The sequence below is a fragment of the Holdemania filiformis DSM 12042 genome (assembly GCF_000157995.1).
Lineage (GTDB): Bacteria > Bacillota_I > Bacilli_A > Erysipelotrichales > Erysipelotrichaceae > Holdemania > Holdemania filiformis.
On the sequence record NZ_GG657553.1, the window covers coordinates 364297 to 381016 of the forward strand.

The following is a 16720-nucleotide window of genomic DNA, read 5'->3' on the forward strand; positions in this document are numbered from 1 at the left end:
TTTCTCCTATTCCACTACCTTATAGATTGCAGCTTCATTTTTTGTATGATTTGCGGAAAGGATATAGTCAATCCCCTCTTTATGAATCACTGCCACGTTTGCCGGACCAACACCGTCTTCAACAGAAGTCACCATATAGTTTCCATTCTGAAAGCGGATGATAAAGAGTTCAGCGTTCACCCGTCGGACGCCGCCTACAAAACAAGGTTTTCCATTTAACTGGGCGCCCACCAGCGTATGCGCAAATTCCACTTCTGTCGGATAGACAAAATCACATTCATAGCGGCCTTCTTTTAATTTATAAATTTTCATGGAATTTCCATGAAAAGGTTCAATGGTCATCATTTCTTCCAAGCCGTCGCCGTCGATATCGGCAAAGGCGATCTCACCAACCTGACCCTCAAGAATCTTTTCAACCCGCCATTCTCCGCCAGGACTATCCGGCGGCATCACCCGCAGCACGCCTTGATCGCTGGAAAAATAACCGCAGACACATCCTTCATAAGTTCCCCGGCAGTAGCCATGATTGCGGTAACACCCGTCGACCAGCAGGGTTAACGCAACACCCTGGGAACAATCCGGACCTAAAACACCGACGTAGATCTGCCCCGGTTCGCTCCAGTCTTCTTTATTTTGTTTATTTCTGGCAATCGTCGCGCAGATCAGATAATCAATTCCATCGACATGATATAGATCAAACCGATGCAGATAAGGCAGTGAGAAGACATCCTTTATCTCCCAGCCATTTTCTGTTTTTCGGCCATGAACAATTTTTGCCAGGCTTGGGGTCACTTTCAGATAGAATTCGTTGACCGCCAGAAACTCGCCTTCTCTTGTCTGAAATGGAACGATCGACATACAGCCGCCGCGATCATTCCAGACAACCTCACGGTTTTCAAAATTTTTGCCGGAATAGGAATAACATACGCTTTCCGGATTTTCACTGGCAAACAAAGCGTACGCTTCTTTGCCGATCGTGATGGAACTCGCACAATAGCAGCGTGTGATGTCGTCTAAATGAATCTTCTCAAATTTCATTATTTACCTCCCGTCAGTCATGAAGAAAGAAGAGCTATCGGTCAGGATAGCTCTCTTCTACTTCTTTGAATTTAAGAAATGTATCCCGCCGCTTTCAGAGCAGCAATAATTTCATCTTGAGAAAGCGGATTTTTCAGCGGATAAACATTAACGCCCGCAGCTTTGGCAGAATCAAACATTTTGATGAAAGCCGGAGAGGTCAGCACGAGATCATAGTTTCGTGCAGATGATTTTCCCTCCGCAATCGGGCAATGCTTGACATTGGCCTCCACGCCTGCGCTCTTACAGGCTTTTTGAGCGGTGATCGCCATCAGCTGGCTGGTCCCCGATCCGCTCGCACAGCAAATTAAGATTTTAATCATAAAGCAGCCGCCTCTTTCTTTTTCATATGTTCTTTATAAGCTTCATAATCGCTAACACACAGGAAGTACCCTTCCGGATCTTTTTTGTACTGCAGCTGAGGAATCATGACCAGAACCAGAATAACGATCGCAACGCCGATATACGACAGGTACTTCATGATGAAAGTGAAGATCGGCCAGATTACCGCCCAGTCAAACATTGCCATGTATCCGCCGAACTCAACCACGCCGATACCGTTATAAGTGAAGGCCATCGCTGCAATGACAGAGCAGACAACCTGCAGAATACCGGAGAAGAAGGTTGTGACCATCGCCGCTTTTGCGCCTGCTTTCGCATTGACATAAATCGCGATCGTCGCATTATCGAAGAAGACAGGGACGAATCCCGCAATCGCCAGAACCGGCGATTTAAAGAGAATCAGACCAATGATAGCCAGGAATTGACCTAACGCACCGAACATAAAGCCAAAGGTCACTGCATTTTCAGAACCAAAGCCATAGCCTGCAGCGCAGTCGACGCCGACGATAGCGCCTGGCAGCAATTTGCTTTGAATGCCCTGGAAAGACGCTGTCAGTTCACCGACGAAGGTTCTGACGCCGAGTTTCAGGATTGACAGGTAAACCGCAAAGGCCAGTGAGGTATCCAAAATATAGAATAGGAAGCTCTTGCCTTCGCCCAGCATACCGGCGCTGACCAGATAATCTTTACCCAGTACCAGCAGAATTACCGCAAAGAAGAGCGTCATCAGTAAAGCTGTGGAAACCATATCTTCATTAAAAATAGACAACCAGCCCGGCAGTTCGTAATCTTCAAGACGCTTAACTTTTCCATCTTTTCCCTTGAAGAACTTATAGCCAATCGCCGACCAGATCGCAATGCCGAACATCTGTTGATGGGCAACGCAGAACCCTGCACCATCCGTCAGATTCTGAGCTACTTCAACCGTTAAGTTTGAGCCGACCGCCCAATACAGTCCCAGCAGAACCGACATGATCAACATCAACGGCCAGTCGCCCAGCTGCGGGAAGCAGGTGAAGATAAACCAGAAAGCGATGGTCGCCTGCTGCGTCTGAATATGACCGGTCGTAAAGACGGCACGCATCTTCGTATATTTCTGGAACTTAACCAGCAGCAAGTTAAAGACAAAGGCAAACAGTAACAGAAGCATCGCCTGGGAGAAGGACTTCCCGGCAGCTTCCAACGCGGACTGCGCTGCCGCCTGGCCCATATATGTATCCAGAACGATAGCACTCAGATTAAACTTATCCTGCAGCGCCGCAATAATCGGCTTGAAGGTGCTGCTTAATCCGCCTGAACCCACCGTCAGAATTTTGTAACCTACAACCGCTTTAATAAATCCGGCGCAGGATTCGTGGAAAGGTTTTTTCATCAACATATAGCCGATGATGACCAGTAAACCGATAAAATATGCTGGCTGAGTCAAGAAATTGTTAACAAAATACGCCCAAATCAATTCGAGAAATCCCATAATACCCTCCTTATTAGTAATTATTCAGAATATTTGCAGTGTGCTTTCATCAAGTCATCGGCATTTTTTGCTTTTAATAAGTCTTCAATGGCCCCCTCTTTAAGTAAAAATTCAGCTAATGCAACCATATTGCTCAAATGTTTTTCATTATCGGTAGCTGCTAAAGTAAAGAACAAACGAGCATTTTTAGTTGGATCGTTTGGATCAAAAACCACTGGTTTTTCTGTTTTCATGAAGCTGATGCACGTATCATGCACTCCAGATCCGCCTAACGTTGAATGCGGCATGGCTACTTCGGGGGCAATTATAATGTACGGTCCATATTCTTTAACATTTTCAATGATGGCGTCAACATACGTGTTTTCAATAATCCCCTCGGCAAGCAGCGGAGCTGCCGCTGCCTTGATCGCCTCTGTCCAGTCGGAAAAACCTTCGCAAAAAATGTAATGCTTTGAATCAACGATATCCTTAAGAATTTCCAAACCCTCCTTTCCCGCTTAAGCTGATTAAAGTGTAACACGCCAAGAAACCGCTTTCAATCAATTATATGAATCATTGTTCATATTTAAGATTTTTGTCTCTTTATTCCCAATGATCAGCCCAGTTTTGATAACATTTAATGATTATTTAATCATTTTTATGTTCTATTTTAAGTCTGACAAGATTATTGTTAACTCCTACTGTCCGTAGTTCAGCCAACCCGCAGCCTCTTTCGCAATCTCGTCTTCAGAAAGTTCAGGAACCGCCCCCATGATCCGCGCCATGCAATAGGTCTTCGCCGCTTCCTCAAGATAAACCGCAGAATACAGTGCTTCTTCAAGATCTTTGCCATAGGTGATTACGCCATGATGCTTCATAATCAATGCGGTCGCATCATTGGCATATTTCACAGCCAGCTGCCCCATGCCGACATTCGAGGAAGGAGTAAACGGCGCAACGGGAATCCGTGCATGCGCCGCGTCAATTAACGTTACCATACAAGCGGGCAAAGAGTCGTTATTAAACCCTATCGCCGTGGCATAAGGCTGGTGAGTATGGATGATCGCTTTTACCGGCAGATGATCAAAGATATAAATTAAAGCTGAAGCATCGGAAGAAGGTTTGCGCTTTCCTTCTATAACCTGACAATCATGATCGATCAGAACAATATCCTCAATCGTCATCTTTTCATACAACATGCCTGACGGTGTCACTAAATATCGGTTTTCGTCCACCACCATGGAAACGTTGCCTCCGGTCAGCGATATCAGATGGTATTCCTTCATTTTTAAGCAGGCATCCAAAATGGCCTGTTTCTCATTTTCGTACATCATTTTTCCTCCTATATTTTTTCAAAACGACGAATACTTTCAAGTGGGTTATCACAATTCCAAACGGCTCTTCCCATAATCATAGCATCAGCACCAGCTTCTTTTAATTGGTAAATATTTCCTTCGTTTATTCCTCCATCCGCCCAAATTTCAACATTTTGCGGCAAATACTCGCGGGCTTCTTTCATTTTTTCCAGCATGCTTGATTGAAATTTTTCTTCTTCGCCATCCGGCTCCGCAGTCATGATCAGAAGATACTCTATCTGGGACAAAAAGGGAGTCAATTCTCTGATTCCCGTTTTAAAATTCAATGCAATGCCCGGCTTAGCTCCCATTTTTCTGATAAGATTGATTTCCCGAAGTGGATAAGCCGAAGCTTCAAAATGAAAACAGATATGGGAAAAATGACAGTCGCTGATCTGCTGCAGAAACTCGTATGGACGTGTCGTCAACAGATGCAGATCATAAACAAAATCCGGATTCTGCATCAGTTTTCTGACCGTTTTCTGACCGAATGTGATATTCGGCAGAAAATTACCGTCTTCGATATCCACATGGACTCGTGGATGTCCTCTGATCTTGTCAAGCTCCTCTGCGATTCGTAACGGATCGGCAGAGGCTATTGATGGATAAACCTTCATGGTATCCCCTCCTTTGATTCTGTTTTCATTCTATATTCTTTTAAGCACATTCTGCTATATCATTCTTATTTTTATTCTTAAAACGTTCACATCGTTCATATAAAAGGCTATTCATCCTAAAAACTGGCATGTATAATGAAAACATAAATTAAAGGAGGTCATAAAATGCCTAACGTAAACGACGTAACACGCGAAAAATGGGTCCTCGGCACCTTCCCGGAATGGGGAACCTGGCTCAATGAAGAAATTGCCGAAACCACAGTAAAAAAAGGAACTTTTGCCATGTGGTGGCTGGGCTGCACCGGTTTATGGATTAAAACTGAAAACAACACAAATATAGCGATGGATTATTGGTGCGGTTCAGGAAAACGTTCCCACTATGATGATCAGGGAAAGCGAAAGATGATGGATCCGGATCATCAGATGGCCAGAATGTCCGGAGCCCGTCAGCTCCAGCCAAACCTGCGGGCCGTTCCAGCCGTTCTTGATCCGTTTGCGGTTACTGAAATCGATGCTGTTTTCGCTTCCCACACCCATACCGATCATATCGACATCAATCTTGCCGCCGCGGTTTTAAGCAACGTCAAGAAGAAAACAATCATCAACGGTGAAGAACGGGACGTCCCATTCATCGGTTCCAAATTTGCCACGGATTTATGGCGCAGCTGGGGCGTACCGGAAGAAAGGCTGATTACCGTCCGTCCAGGCGACGTCATCAAAATTAAAGACATTGAAGTTACTGCCGTTGAATCCGTTGACCGGACGATTTTAATTACCGCTCCGCCGCATGGCGACATTAAGGGCCTGCCCTGTGACGACATGGATGATCGCGCAGTCAGCTATGTCGTAAAAACGCCGGGTGGAACAATTTATCACAGCGGCGATTCCCACTTCGGCAATATGTATGCGAAGCACGGAAATCAATTTGACATCGACGTCGCCTTCGGTTCTTTCGGCGAAAATCCTCGCGGAATTACTGATAAGATGACAGCCAGCGATATTTTAAGAATGGGCGAAGACTTGAATACGAAAGTCATGATTCCTTACCATCATGATTTGTGGACAAATTTCAAAGCGGATACCAACGAAATTCTCGTTCTGTGGTATATGCGGAAGAATCGCCTGCAATATAAATTCAAGCCGTTTATTTGGGAAGTTGGCGGAAAATTCGTTTATCCGGATGATAAAGATAAGATTTCATATAACTATCCAAGAGGGTTTGACGATATCTTTACACACGATATAAATCTGCCATTCCCAAGTTTCCTCTAAACTTTGTCAGGAACAACTATCGGGTTGTTCCTTCTTTTGTCATGACAGATTTAGAACGCATTCCTCTTGGAATTTATGAAAAAGGAATCCCCCTGGCTCTATCCTGGCGCGATAAATTCGTCATTGCCAAAAAGGCCGGTTTTGATTATATCGAACTGAGCATCGACGGCAAAGATCCAAGAATCAAACGTCTGGATTGGACGGATGAGATGATCGCGGAATTGGGAAAACTTGCCGATCATTTTGAGATGCCGTTTCGGACAATGGCACTCAGCGCCAACCGCTTCTATCCCTTAGGCGATCCGAAGTACTTTGACGCAGGCATTGAAATTGTAAAAAAAGCGATCATCCTCGCCACAAAATTAAAGATCCCGATCATACAGTTAGCACCTTATGATGTTTATCAAAAAGAAAGCACCGCGGACACCAGAATCCGTTTTGCTTCCTCATTATTTGAAATTCTGGAACTGATTCAGGCTTATCCGGTCACGCTGGCCATGGAGGTCCTGGAAGATGTGCCTCATTTTTCCACAATTACTGAATGCGCAGCGTTTGTCAGGAAGGTGAATCATCCTCAGTTTAAACTTTATGCCGATACTGGAAATGTCGCTTATAACGGATTCGACGTCGTGAGCGACCTCGCCGGCGGTCAGGGTGAAATTGTGGCCTGTCATCTCAAGGACGCTATTTCAAAAGATGAACACAATATTCCCTATGGAACGGGATTAGTTGATTTCAACAGCGTCCTGAGACACTTTAAAAATACTGATTTTCAAGGGACTTTTACAGCAGAAGTCTGGTGTGAAGAAGAACTTGGTTTTATTCGCCAGCTTCCAAGTATTCAACGTTTTTTAAGAAATAAAATAAAGGAGGAGAACAAAGAATGAAAATCCCTACAGTGCAGCTTGCTTTAGACTGTTCCAGCACCGAAGAAGCGATCCGCGATTGCCAGACCGGTGTTGTTGACGAAGTTGATATTCTGGAATGCGGTTATTCCCTGATCGCTGCGGAAGGTGCCCGCGTCGTAAAAATTTTCCGGGAGATGTACCCGAACAAGCCTTTGCTTGCCGATCTGAAAATTGTGGATGCTGGAAGCAAAATTGGCGGAATGCTTTTGGATGGCCGGCCGGATTTCACAACGATCTTATGCGCCTGCGAGCCAGGCACGATTACTTCTGTTCAGGCAGAAGCGAAAAAGCGCGGATTAAACACAAAGCTGCAAATTGAATTGTATGGCCATTGGAGTTTTGAGGACGTTAAACTGTGGAAAGAATTAGGCATCTCACAGCTGACGCTGCAGCATTCCGGCGATAAACCCGGCGGTTGGGATGAAGAAGAAATCGCCACTTTAAAAAAATTATGCGACATGGGTATCGACGTTGCGGCTACCGGCAGTATCGGCTATGACGATCTGGAGAAATTCCGAGGGATCCCGGTTTCCTGTTTCATCTTTGGACGGGCAATCCGCAAAGCTGCGGATCCAGCTAAAGAAGCTCGCCGAATGAAAGAAAAAATCAAAGAAATCTGGTCATAATCGAAAAAAGCAATGAAATCCACTCAAAGATTTCATTGCTTTTTCATTATGGAGATCCGGTTTTGTTTTTTCTATTCTGAGACTTTCTGTATTGAAAATGAGCTTTTCATGGAGATCAGGCTACCGTTTTCCGACACCGCGCTCATTTTTCATACAGTTCAATTTTATATTTTCCATCCGCCTTTTAGCGGTTCCACTTTGATGACGTTAATTCCGGTATTCTCTTTTACTTTTTCGATCACTTCGTCATCTGCTTTCACATCCGTTATCAGATAATCAAAGCCTTTCAAACTGGAATAGAAGAATGAATAACTGACGCCGATCTTCGTACTGTCACATAAAACGAAGCGTTGGCCGCTTGTCCGTTTGATCATGGTCTGATTGATTAACATCTCTTTCATTAAACCTGTTGAGATTCCATTCTCAGTCAAACCGCTGCAGCCTACAAAACACTTGGTCGCCGTAATATTATTCAGAGCCGCCACCGCAAAATCTCCAGTCATTGAATTTTTAGGGAAGCGCACCTCCCCGCCGGTGAATATGATGAGAACCTTGGGATCCGGCGTATAATTAATCGCTCTGGCATTATTGGTAATAATCGTTACGTGTTTGTCCTTGATATAATCGACGATCATTAAAGCTGTTGTGCTGGAATTAATAAAGATGACGTCGTCTTCCTCAATATATAAAGCTGCCCTCTTGGCGATTGCTTTTTGAAAGGTCGTTCTTTCATATTCTTCATCTTCAACAAATTCCTGGATTAACGATGCTCCTCCATAATTCCGGATAATCGCTCCCTTGTCTTCCCAATACTGGAGATCGCGACGAATTGTGATTGGAGAAACATGATATTTTTCGACAAGCTCATCCACGCTGACTGAACGTTTTTCCTCAATCAGACGCATAATTTTAACCCGCCGGTCATTGACTATTGCTTTGCTTACTTTCATGGATTTGCAACTCCTTTTAATTGCGCTATTCTGCGCTGATACTCCGCACGTTCCTCACCTGCGGTGAGTTCTGCCAGCTGACTGTAAATAAAGAGGATTTCCTTGGGATTCATTTTTGAACCGTCCACCTGTTTAAAATAGTCGCAGGCTTTCTTTTTATTTCCCAATGCCAGTTCATGCAATCCGTCCAACTCATGATAATTGATGATATTCGGTCTTTTTTTCATTTTCCGAATTACCAGAGCGTCGCTGTAAACTTCATTTACTTTTTTAGCATTTCCCAACAACAGATAAGCTCTGATTTGATAATAATACATAATGATTAACAATTCAACATTGCTTCTAAATCTCTTTTCATTTTTTTTAATCAATTCCAGCGCTTTAACAGGGGCGTTTTTTTCGATTGAAATCATTACCTCAAAAATCCCTGTATTTTTTTCATAATTATGGGTGATATCAAGTTTGCATAATTTTTTATATTTCTCCTCTGCGGATTGCGGATCCAGTAAAAAGTTTAAAGTATACAGAGCATCGTTATATAAATACTTTAAATACTCATAATAGAGCGCGCACGCAAAGATACCGAGACAGATCAGCAGCATTGCCCAATCCAGTCCTGTTTTCTTTGATTCAAAAAACGTTGAAAGCGTTAATCCCAGAAAGCCTAAAAAAATCGCCGCGTTTACCAAAGTAACGATCCGTTGTTTCATCGAATATTTTTTCATCTTCTGTTCCTCCGCTTCTATTATAACACTTATGATTGATTTTTTATGAATGTTTTCTATTATTTCCTATGTTTTTTTCGTTTATAGACAAATTTTATGATTTATGAACAATTAATTCGTTATACGATTGATCATTATCGATCACTAGAAACATAAAATTGGTTGCACTATAATGGGGTTGTTCAAGGAGGATTGATTAATTATGAACAACTGGCTAGAAGAATTATTTGGTGTAAAAAAACCGATCATCGCGATGTGCCACCTGCAGCCGCTTCCTGGAGACCCTTATTACGATAAACAGGGCGGAATGGCTAAGGTTCTGGACTGCGCCAGAAGAGACCTTCACGCTTTGCAGAACGGCGGCGTCGATGCCATCATGTTTTCCAATGAATTTTCGCTGCCCTATCTGACGAAAGTTGAGCCGGTAACGATCGCGGCCATGGCTCATGTTATCGGTGAATTAAAGAAAGAAATTACCGTTCCTTATGGTGTGAACTGCCTTTGGGATCCTATTGCTTCCTTAGACCTGGCGGTTGCGGTTGACGCCAAATTTATTCGTGAAATCATTTCCGGCGTTTATGCCTCTGATTTTGGCTTATGGAATACAAACGTTGGGAAAACGGTACGTCACAAAATGGCAATCGGCGCACAGGACGTTAAAATGTTATTCAACATCGTCCCGGAAGCCGCAAAATATCTGGCAGATAGAAATATCGCAGAAATCGCGAAATCCACGGAATTTAACAATCGTCCTGACGCCTTATGTGTTTCCGGCTTGACTGCCGGCAGCGAAACCGATACGCAGGTTCTCTCTGTTGTCAAAAACTCAGTGAAGCGTACGCCAATTCTTTGCAATACGGGCTGCAATAAAGATAATATCACACGGCAGTTATCCGTCGCTGACGGTGCGGTCTGCGCGACAACCTTCAAAATTGACGGTATTTTCGAAAACGCGGTTGATGAACAGCGGGTTAAAGAATTCATGGATATCGTTAAAGAATTCAGAAAAACATTATAAAAAGACGAATACTGGGTTACTCCTGTCATAAAAATAAAATCCACATGAGCCGTACTCCCAAGCTCTGTGGATTTTATTTTATATTCTTCTAAAGCGAATGAAATACTTTAACCCGCTTTCCCAACGGAACCGTAGACCTCGATCATCTCCTTCATTTTCGCTTTCACCGCTTCATAGACCACCGCGCTGAAATCATAGGCATGATTGCCTTCCAGATCGGCAGTTTTCGCCGCCTTGGCCGCGGCCTGGCATAAATCATTAGCGATATTCACTTTATTAATCCCCATCCGGCAGGCCTTTCTCAGCGTTTCATTATCAGTGCCGGAGGAACCATGCATTACCAGTGGGAAATGGCCGGTCTTTTCCTTGATCGCCGCGAGCCGTTCAAAGTCCAGCTTCGGCTTCATGCCCTTGGGATACGCCCCGTGAGCGGTGCCCACAGCGACCGCCAGACAATCCACGCCGGTCAGCCGAATGAATTCCGCCGCGGTTTCCGGTTCCGTCAAGGCTGCGCTGCCGTCGGTTTCATATTGATCTGCCATACCGACATGGCCCAACTCCGCTTCCACGGAAATCCCCAGAGCGTGAGCCAGCTCAACGATTTCCTTCACTTCCCGGACATTCTGTTCAAACGGGCACGCCGACCGGTCGATCATCACGGATGTAAAACCTGCCCGGAAGGCTTCCAGCACTTCTTTTTTCGATCCGCCGTGATCGAGGTTAATCGCAACCGGAACGGTTGCCCGTTGGGCGAAATACCGGGCAATCTGACAAAGCAGAAACAAATCCGGATTGGCCGGGTAGGCAATATCCAGGATCAATGGCGCCCGCAGCTCCTGAGCAGCGTCGATCACCGCCCGCGCGTCTAACTCCGTCCATAGATTCGGGGCTGCCACCGCGTAATTCCCGGCGCTGGCCGGGTCGAGGATTTCTTTCATCGTTACCAACATAGAGACTCCTTTCCTCCTTCATTTTCGAAGGAATGTACAGGAGAAGATCCTTCCTCCTGCTTCTTTACTCTCATTATCGCACAGGCTGACTGCCGCTGCACAGCTGAAATTGCCAAACTGAGTCAGTACGTCAGGAAAAAGTTCAGCTCCGGGAAAAAGGACGGCGCTGCCGTCCCTTCGGCCTTATTTAGCCATTGTCCGGATTTCCCCGGCGATCAAATGACAGAGATCTTCGGCCTGCACAATCGTGCCGAGCAGATCGAGGAAACCATGATCGCAGCCGCAATAGCGCACTGACTTCACATCCACGCCCAAGTCCCGCAGCAGTTTGACAAAATAATCGCTGCCGACGCGCAGATAATCATACTCCGCGCTCACAATCGTCAACGGCGGAAACTGCGCCAGTCTTTCCGCCGGGGCATAAATCACCGAAACCAGCGGATTTTCATAATTTGTCTTTCCTTGAAGATACAGACTTTCCGCCTCGCTCACGCCGACGCTGTTCTTAATCCGGTCAATCCGGCTGAACGCGTCTTCGAACTGTTCCTCCACAATCGGATAAGCGTCGTAGGACCAGGAATAGCGGGTTTGTTTCCGGTAATCCGTACTGTCCACGGCCGGGTAGATTTCAAATGCTTTTTTGATCAGGCCGTTTTCATCCTTTAATAAACAAGCGTTCGTCAGCGCGCCGCCGGCACTGTCACCGGCCACCATCAGGCGGTTCAGATCGACATTCAGCTCGTCGGCATGTTCCGCAACCCACTGCACCGTTCCCCAGGCGTCTTCAATCGAAGCGGGATACGGACATTCCGGAGCCAGCCGGTATTCCGGGAACACGACTACAGCCTGGGCCAGTTCAGCGATCAACCGCATCTGATTCGCAAACAGCCGCATATCCCCGGCCGTCATGCCGCCGCCATGCAGATAAATAAGCACAGGCAGGCAGCCCTGATCTGCATGACGACGATAGAGATAGATGTCAATTTTATGATCGTGACCGATATCGATCAGCTTTTCATCCACATCGATTTCCACGGTGCACAAATCCTCAGTTACTTTATCCGGACGATAACGTTCCTGCGAAAGCCGGTAGCCCTTCTGTGCCCGCTGGGCAAACATTTTTCGTTTCATCCGGATCACGTCCAGCAGCCGCGGATCCAGCACATACGGCCGGTCGTCGTCCGGCACCGGTTTCATTAAGACAGGGACGCCGTCCACGGTTTCAACATGTTCCTTCGCGTGAATTTGATCCAACAGCTGTTTCGCATATTTCCGCATTCCGATTCCTCCTGTTTCTCTACGCCGCGGCGATCAGCTGCTGCCGCTGATCATCCACATGAACCTGAGTATAAGCCGCGCTGTTTAACAAGATCACGATAATTGTATCGTCCAGTTGTTTCGCCGCGAACGCTTTACGGTCGATCTTCGCAATCGGCTGATGCCGGTTAACGGCTTGACCGGTTTGAACAAGTGTTTCTATTTCATGGTCTCCCAGTTTCATCGAATCGATGCCGATATGCACCATCACCTCGGCCCCGCCGGCCGTCTTGATTGTCATGGCGTGCCGTGTCGGAGCGATCGAATTGATTACCCCGTCCACCGGGGAGAGAACTTCATCCGTTTCCGGGCGGATTCCAAAGCAGGCGCCCAGAGTGCCGGCCGCGAAGACCGGATCGGCGATATTCTCCTGGGCAATATAGACTCCCTGCGCCGGCGCCGTCAGCTCCACGGACGTCAGAACCGCCGCAGCGTTTTCTGCTTCACTGTCTTCCTCGTTATATACGCTGTCGTCCCACTTTGTCATAAATACGAAGACAAACGAGCAGACTGCCATGATCCCGACGCCGATCAACGCTTTAATGAAATTAGTCGTATCGCCGTTTTCGCCCAGATAAAGCAGGATATTCGTCAATGAATAGCCGCCGAAGCCAAAGCATTTCAGATGCACGATGCCCGCGTACAGCCCGGTGATCAGCGATGTCGCGATGCTGCAGAAGTAGACCTTCGGCATTTTATAGGAGATACCGTAGGTCGTCGGCTCGGAAATACCGCCGAACAGCGCTGAGATCGAAGCCGGGAATGCGATTTCCTTTAACCGGCGGTTCTTGCTTTTTAACGCCACGGCCAGCGCGATGAAGCCCGGCGTGATCGTGCAGCAGAAGAACCAGATATTGATGAAATCGTCGTAACCAACGGTGGCCAGGCTGGTCGTCGCGATCGGAATCAGCGCCAGATGGAAGCCCGGGCACAACAGACCGATCGTACTGGCAAAGATGATGATTGCCGGCACTGCCGCCCAGCTGGCGTAATTGCGGATCCAGGCGATGAACATTGCGATATAATTCGTGACTAACCCGCCTAACGGACCGGTCAGCGTCAGCGTGATGACCGACGTAATCAGGATCAGCAGAAACGGTTTCAGGAAATGCCGCACTGACAGCGGCAGCGCTTTTTTCAGCAGCTGGTCGATTTTGGACATCACCCAGACCGACAGAATGATCTGCAGGACCGCGCCGTTATACGTTGTCAACAGCGCCGGAATACCGAAATACGTCGTATAGCCGCCGGCTCCCGCCATGGCGACCCAATCCGGGTACAGCAGCCAGCACGCCAGCAGCATTGCCAGCACCGGTTCCGTGTCGAATTTCTTCGCCGAGGTGTAAGCAACGAAGACCGGCAGGAAGTAGAAGACGGATTGCGCTAAGTTATTCAGGATGACATAGGTGGAATTGGTCGATTCCAGTCCGAAGACCAGATTTAAAAGCAATAACAGACAGGTCAGAAAGCCTGCGGCGATCAGGGACGGGATGACCGGGCTCATGATGCCCGCCATCAGCTGCAGGAAATTGGAGAAGATCGCGACAAGCTTTTTCTCCTGCGGTTTTCCCGCTCCGTTGGCGTTGGTCTTCCCGACGCGTTTTTCCACTTCGAGGAACAGGTCCTCAATGATCTGTCCGACGATGACCTGAACCTGATTCTCGCGGACCTCGACGCCCAGCACACCGTCGATCTTCTTCAGCGCCGCGGCGTCAACCTTGGATGGATCGCGGACAACCACACGCAGTCGGGTCGCGCAGTGATTGACGTTGGTGAGATTTTCCTGAGTGCCCAGCTGCGTAATGATCGCGGCGGCCATGTCGGCGTAATTCAATTTTTTTGCCATGGTTTTTCTCTCCTCTTTTTTAATTGGTACGTTTTATTTCCGGATTTTCATCTTTGCGATGACGGATGTTTGTCTACAGCTTGTGAACGTGCATGCGGTGAAGCCCTTCGGCGATCTGATCAGCGCTCACTTCGTCATGGGTCATCGCGACGCTGCTTCCTGCCGCTCCCGCCCAGGCCAGGGCCTCCGCTTTCGCACAGCCTTCCGTTAGCTTGCCGACAAACGCTGCCAGCATCGCGTCGCCGGAACCAACCTGGTTGACCGCTTCGACGGGCTCCTGCATCAGCCGATAGATTCCCTCGGAGGCTGCCAACAGTGCGCCGTCTGCCCCCAGCGAAACGAGAATGTTGTCGACGCCGCTTTCCCGCAGCTTCGCGGCAGCCTGTGGCAGATTCTCTAACGTCAGGTCAGACTGTCCCGTCAGCAGTTTAAACTCGTAGAAGTTGGGTTTGATCAAGTCCGGCCGGCAGCGTTCGATCAACTGGGGCGACAGGGCTTCCATGTCGATGACCAGTCTGGCCTGCCGCTGATGCACTTTCGTGCACAGCCCAGTCAGGAAATCCTCGTCCAGTCCGCGCATCATATTGCCGCACACGAGCACCCAGTCGTCCGGTCCCGCCTCTTCCAGCAAGTCTGAGAGTGTCTGCCGGACAGAGGATCCCGCTTCCGGCCCGCGGGCGTTGACGCACAGCGTGCCCGGTCCGTGATACAGCTTGACGTTGATCCGGTTCATGCCGTCAACCGGCACCCGCGTCAGATCGATCCGCGGATACGACTGCAGTGCCTGTTCAATATAATCGCCGGTGAAGCCGCCGAGCAGTGCAATAGCCCGCGACGGAATCTGCAGCTTATCCAGCATCATCGAAACATTCAATCCCTTGCCGCCGACCTTCATCTGTTCGCTGGTCGTGCGGTTGACCTCGACGTCCAGCAGCGGTTCATCCACGGTCAGCGTGTAGTCGATCGAAGGATTCAGCGTGAGTGTAATAATCATGGTGGTATACCTCCCTGCATCACCAATGTAAGCGATATCAAAGCTCATTTCAAGCATATTTTGATCGTTTTTAAAAACAATCACAATCATTTATTATTCCAATCACGATTAATGACCGTTTATATCTTAAATTCAATCACAATCAATCATTCAAGCTGAAAGTGTGCTATAATGACAGCGGAGGCGAAAACAATGATAAAACAACAACGCTGGGCGGCCATCATCGATCTGTGCCGGCAAAATACCTCGGTCAGCGTCACGGAGCTGGTTCAGCTGCTGCGTGTTTCCGAAGCGACGGTGCGCCGCGATCTGCAGCAAATGGAAGACCTCAACATGGTCAGCCGGTATCACGGCGGCGTCCGACTCAACGACGGCCAGTCTGAAGAACCTCCGATGTTGATCAAATCGGAAACTAACGTTTCAAGTAAGAATCAGGTCGCACGCCTGGCCGCAAGCATGATTAAAGACAATCAGATGATCTACATCGACGCCGGCAGCTCGACGTTTGAAATGTTAAATTATGTGCGTGCAAAAAATATCACCGTCGTCACGATTGGTCTGCCGCACATCGCGAGACTCAAGCGCAGCTCCACGCACACGATCTTATTGGGCGGAACGATCCGCTGGACGACGGAAGCGGTCACTGGCAACCTGACCTTGAACCAACTGGACGATTTGTTTTTCGACGTGGCGTTTATCGGCGTTAACGGTATCCACGAAAAGGTTGGCTTAACCACGACCAACGAACAGGAAGCTGCCGTCAAAGCCAAGGTTATCGCTCACTCCGGCAAGACGTATATTCTCGCTGACGGCTCCAAGTTCAACAAGCTCTATCCTTCAAAATTCTCCCGGCTGGACCAGGCGGTCATCCTCAGCGATGAAATTGTGGATTTTGATCCTTCGTTAATCCGCTATCAGCTGACCAGCGGAGAGAGCCGGCTGGATTAAACACATCTAAAAAACAGAACCGCTCACAATTCCTGCAATGCTTGCCGGGATGATGAACAGTTCTGTTTTTTTACTCTTTGTCTTGAGCTGGATAATAAATCGCCGCGTTCTGGCTGCGGTACTCTTGAATATCGCCGGCGAAGCGTTCAGCCGGAACCCCCTGTCTCTCACCGCGTTCCACCTGTTCGCCCAGCGCGATCAACTCGCCGATCCGGGACGGCGGGACTTCCACCGGCCCATGCGAGCCGTAGATTACATCCAGCTGATCCGCAATCGCCGCCAATTTCCGCAGACTGTATAAGTACGCCCGCAGATTCCGGCCTTC

General features: G+C 47.7%; 18 protein-coding genes. 5 read left to right on the top strand and 13 right to left on the bottom strand.

Annotated features, from left to right (window positions below; all coding sequences use genetic code 11):
* Positions 1-6 precede the first annotated feature (6 nt).
* From HOLDEFILI_RS04110 to HOLDEFILI_RS04135, 6 genes are all read right to left on the bottom strand, one after another.
* Entirely contained in the window at positions 7-1038 is a 1032-nt protein-coding gene (locus HOLDEFILI_RS04110; protein ID WP_006058192.1) for a hypothetical protein, read from the bottom strand.
* Between the two features lie 71 nt (positions 1039-1109).
* The gene (locus HOLDEFILI_RS04115) at positions 1110-1400 is read right to left on the bottom strand and encodes a PTS sugar transporter subunit IIB (protein ID WP_006058193.1); all 291 of its coding nucleotides are present in this window, start codon (positions 1398-1400) and stop codon (positions 1110-1112) included.
* Entirely contained in the window at positions 1397-2890 is a 1494-nt protein-coding gene (locus tag HOLDEFILI_RS04120) for a PTS ascorbate transporter subunit IIC (RefSeq protein ID WP_006058194.1), read from the bottom strand. The genes HOLDEFILI_RS04115 and HOLDEFILI_RS04120 overlap by 4 nt, the downstream gene beginning before the upstream one ends.
* Before the next feature lie 20 nt (positions 2891-2910).
* A complete protein-coding gene (locus HOLDEFILI_RS04125) occupies positions 2911-3372 on the bottom strand; it encodes a PTS sugar transporter subunit IIA (RefSeq protein WP_006058195.1) in 462 nt (153 codons plus the stop codon).
* Positions 3373-3567: 195 nt separating this feature from the next.
* On the bottom strand, positions 3568-4200 hold the full coding sequence (locus HOLDEFILI_RS04130) for a class II aldolase/adducin family protein (protein ID WP_039863859.1): 633 nt from the start codon (positions 4198-4200) through the stop codon (positions 3568-3570).
* 11 nt (positions 4201-4211) lie between these two features.
* On the bottom strand, positions 4212-4841 hold the full coding sequence (locus tag HOLDEFILI_RS04135) for a ribulose-phosphate 3-epimerase (protein WP_006058197.1): 630 nt from the start codon (positions 4839-4841) through the stop codon (positions 4212-4214).
* Positions 4842-5006: 165 nt separating this feature from the next.
* Here HOLDEFILI_RS04135 and ulaG point away from each other — a divergent pair, with 165 nt between their 5' ends.
* From ulaG to HOLDEFILI_RS04150, 3 genes are read left to right on the top strand one after another with little or no spacing between them, the layout of a single operon-like run.
* Complete coding sequence (ulaG, locus tag HOLDEFILI_RS04140; protein WP_006058198.1) at positions 5007-6113, top strand: L-ascorbate 6-phosphate lactonase; 1107 nt, start codon at positions 5007-5009, stop codon at positions 6111-6113.
* Positions 6114-6154: 41 nt separating this feature from the next.
* The gene (locus tag HOLDEFILI_RS04145; protein WP_006058199.1) at positions 6155-7000 is read left to right on the top strand and encodes an L-ribulose-5-phosphate 3-epimerase; all 846 of its coding nucleotides are present in this window, start codon (positions 6155-6157) and stop codon (positions 6998-7000) included.
* Positions 6997-7647: an orotidine 5'-phosphate decarboxylase / HUMPS family protein gene (locus tag HOLDEFILI_RS04150; protein ID WP_006058200.1), complete on the top strand. Its 651-nt coding sequence runs from the start codon at positions 6997-6999 to the stop codon at positions 7645-7647. The genes HOLDEFILI_RS04145 and HOLDEFILI_RS04150 overlap by 4 nt, the downstream gene beginning before the upstream one ends.
* Before the next feature lie 164 nt (positions 7648-7811).
* On the opposite strand, the gene HOLDEFILI_RS04155 is transcribed toward HOLDEFILI_RS04150, so the two are convergent.
* Both HOLDEFILI_RS04155 and HOLDEFILI_RS04160 read right to left on the bottom strand, forming a co-directional pair.
* Positions 7812-8597 (bottom strand): DeoR/GlpR family DNA-binding transcription regulator, encoded by a 786-nt coding sequence (locus HOLDEFILI_RS04155; protein WP_006058201.1) that lies wholly within the window; start codon positions 8595-8597, stop codon positions 7812-7814.
* Positions 8594-9322 carry a hypothetical protein gene (locus HOLDEFILI_RS04160; RefSeq protein ID WP_006058202.1) on the bottom strand — a complete coding sequence of 243 codons (729 nt, stop codon included), beginning with the start codon at positions 9320-9322 and terminating at the stop codon, positions 8594-8596. Before HOLDEFILI_RS04160 ends, HOLDEFILI_RS04155 begins: the two co-directional genes overlap by 4 nt.
* A 202-nt stretch (positions 9323-9524) precedes the next feature.
* Between HOLDEFILI_RS04160 and HOLDEFILI_RS04165 the strand changes: the two genes are divergently transcribed.
* On the top strand, positions 9525-10340 hold the full coding sequence (locus HOLDEFILI_RS04165) for a BtpA/SgcQ family protein (protein ID WP_006058203.1): 816 nt from the start codon (positions 9525-9527) through the stop codon (positions 10338-10340).
* A 107-nt stretch (positions 10341-10447) separates the two neighbouring features.
* Here HOLDEFILI_RS04165 and HOLDEFILI_RS04170 read toward each other — a convergent pair whose 3' ends face one another.
* From HOLDEFILI_RS04170 to HOLDEFILI_RS04185, 4 genes are all read right to left on the bottom strand, one after another.
* Positions 10448-11290, bottom strand: coding sequence for a class II fructose-bisphosphate aldolase (locus HOLDEFILI_RS04170; RefSeq protein WP_006058204.1), 843 nt, complete (start codon positions 11288-11290; stop codon positions 10448-10450).
* Between the two features lie 183 nt (positions 11291-11473).
* Positions 11474-12568 (bottom strand): alpha/beta hydrolase, encoded by a 1095-nt coding sequence (locus tag HOLDEFILI_RS04175; RefSeq protein WP_006058205.1) that lies wholly within the window; start codon positions 12566-12568, stop codon positions 11474-11476.
* 19 nt (positions 12569-12587) lie between these two features.
* A complete protein-coding gene (locus HOLDEFILI_RS04180; RefSeq protein WP_006058206.1) occupies positions 12588-14453 on the bottom strand; it encodes a PTS glucose transporter subunit IIA in 1866 nt (621 codons plus the stop codon).
* Positions 14454-14526: 73 nt separating this feature from the next.
* Complete coding sequence (locus tag HOLDEFILI_RS04185; RefSeq protein ID WP_039863860.1) at positions 14527-15447, bottom strand: 1-phosphofructokinase family hexose kinase; 921 nt, start codon at positions 15445-15447, stop codon at positions 14527-14529.
* 192 nt (positions 15448-15639) lie between these two features.
* Between HOLDEFILI_RS04185 and HOLDEFILI_RS04190 the strand changes: the two genes are divergently transcribed.
* Positions 15640-16395 (top strand): DeoR/GlpR family DNA-binding transcription regulator, encoded by a 756-nt coding sequence (locus tag HOLDEFILI_RS04190; protein ID WP_039863861.1) that lies wholly within the window; start codon positions 15640-15642, stop codon positions 16393-16395.
* A gap of 70 nt (positions 16396-16465) precedes the next feature.
* On the opposite strand, the gene HOLDEFILI_RS04195 is transcribed toward HOLDEFILI_RS04190, so the two are convergent.
* Positions 16466-16720, bottom strand: a 255-nt coding sequence (locus tag HOLDEFILI_RS04195; protein WP_006058209.1) for a hypothetical protein, incomplete at its 5' end; no start/stop codon positions are given.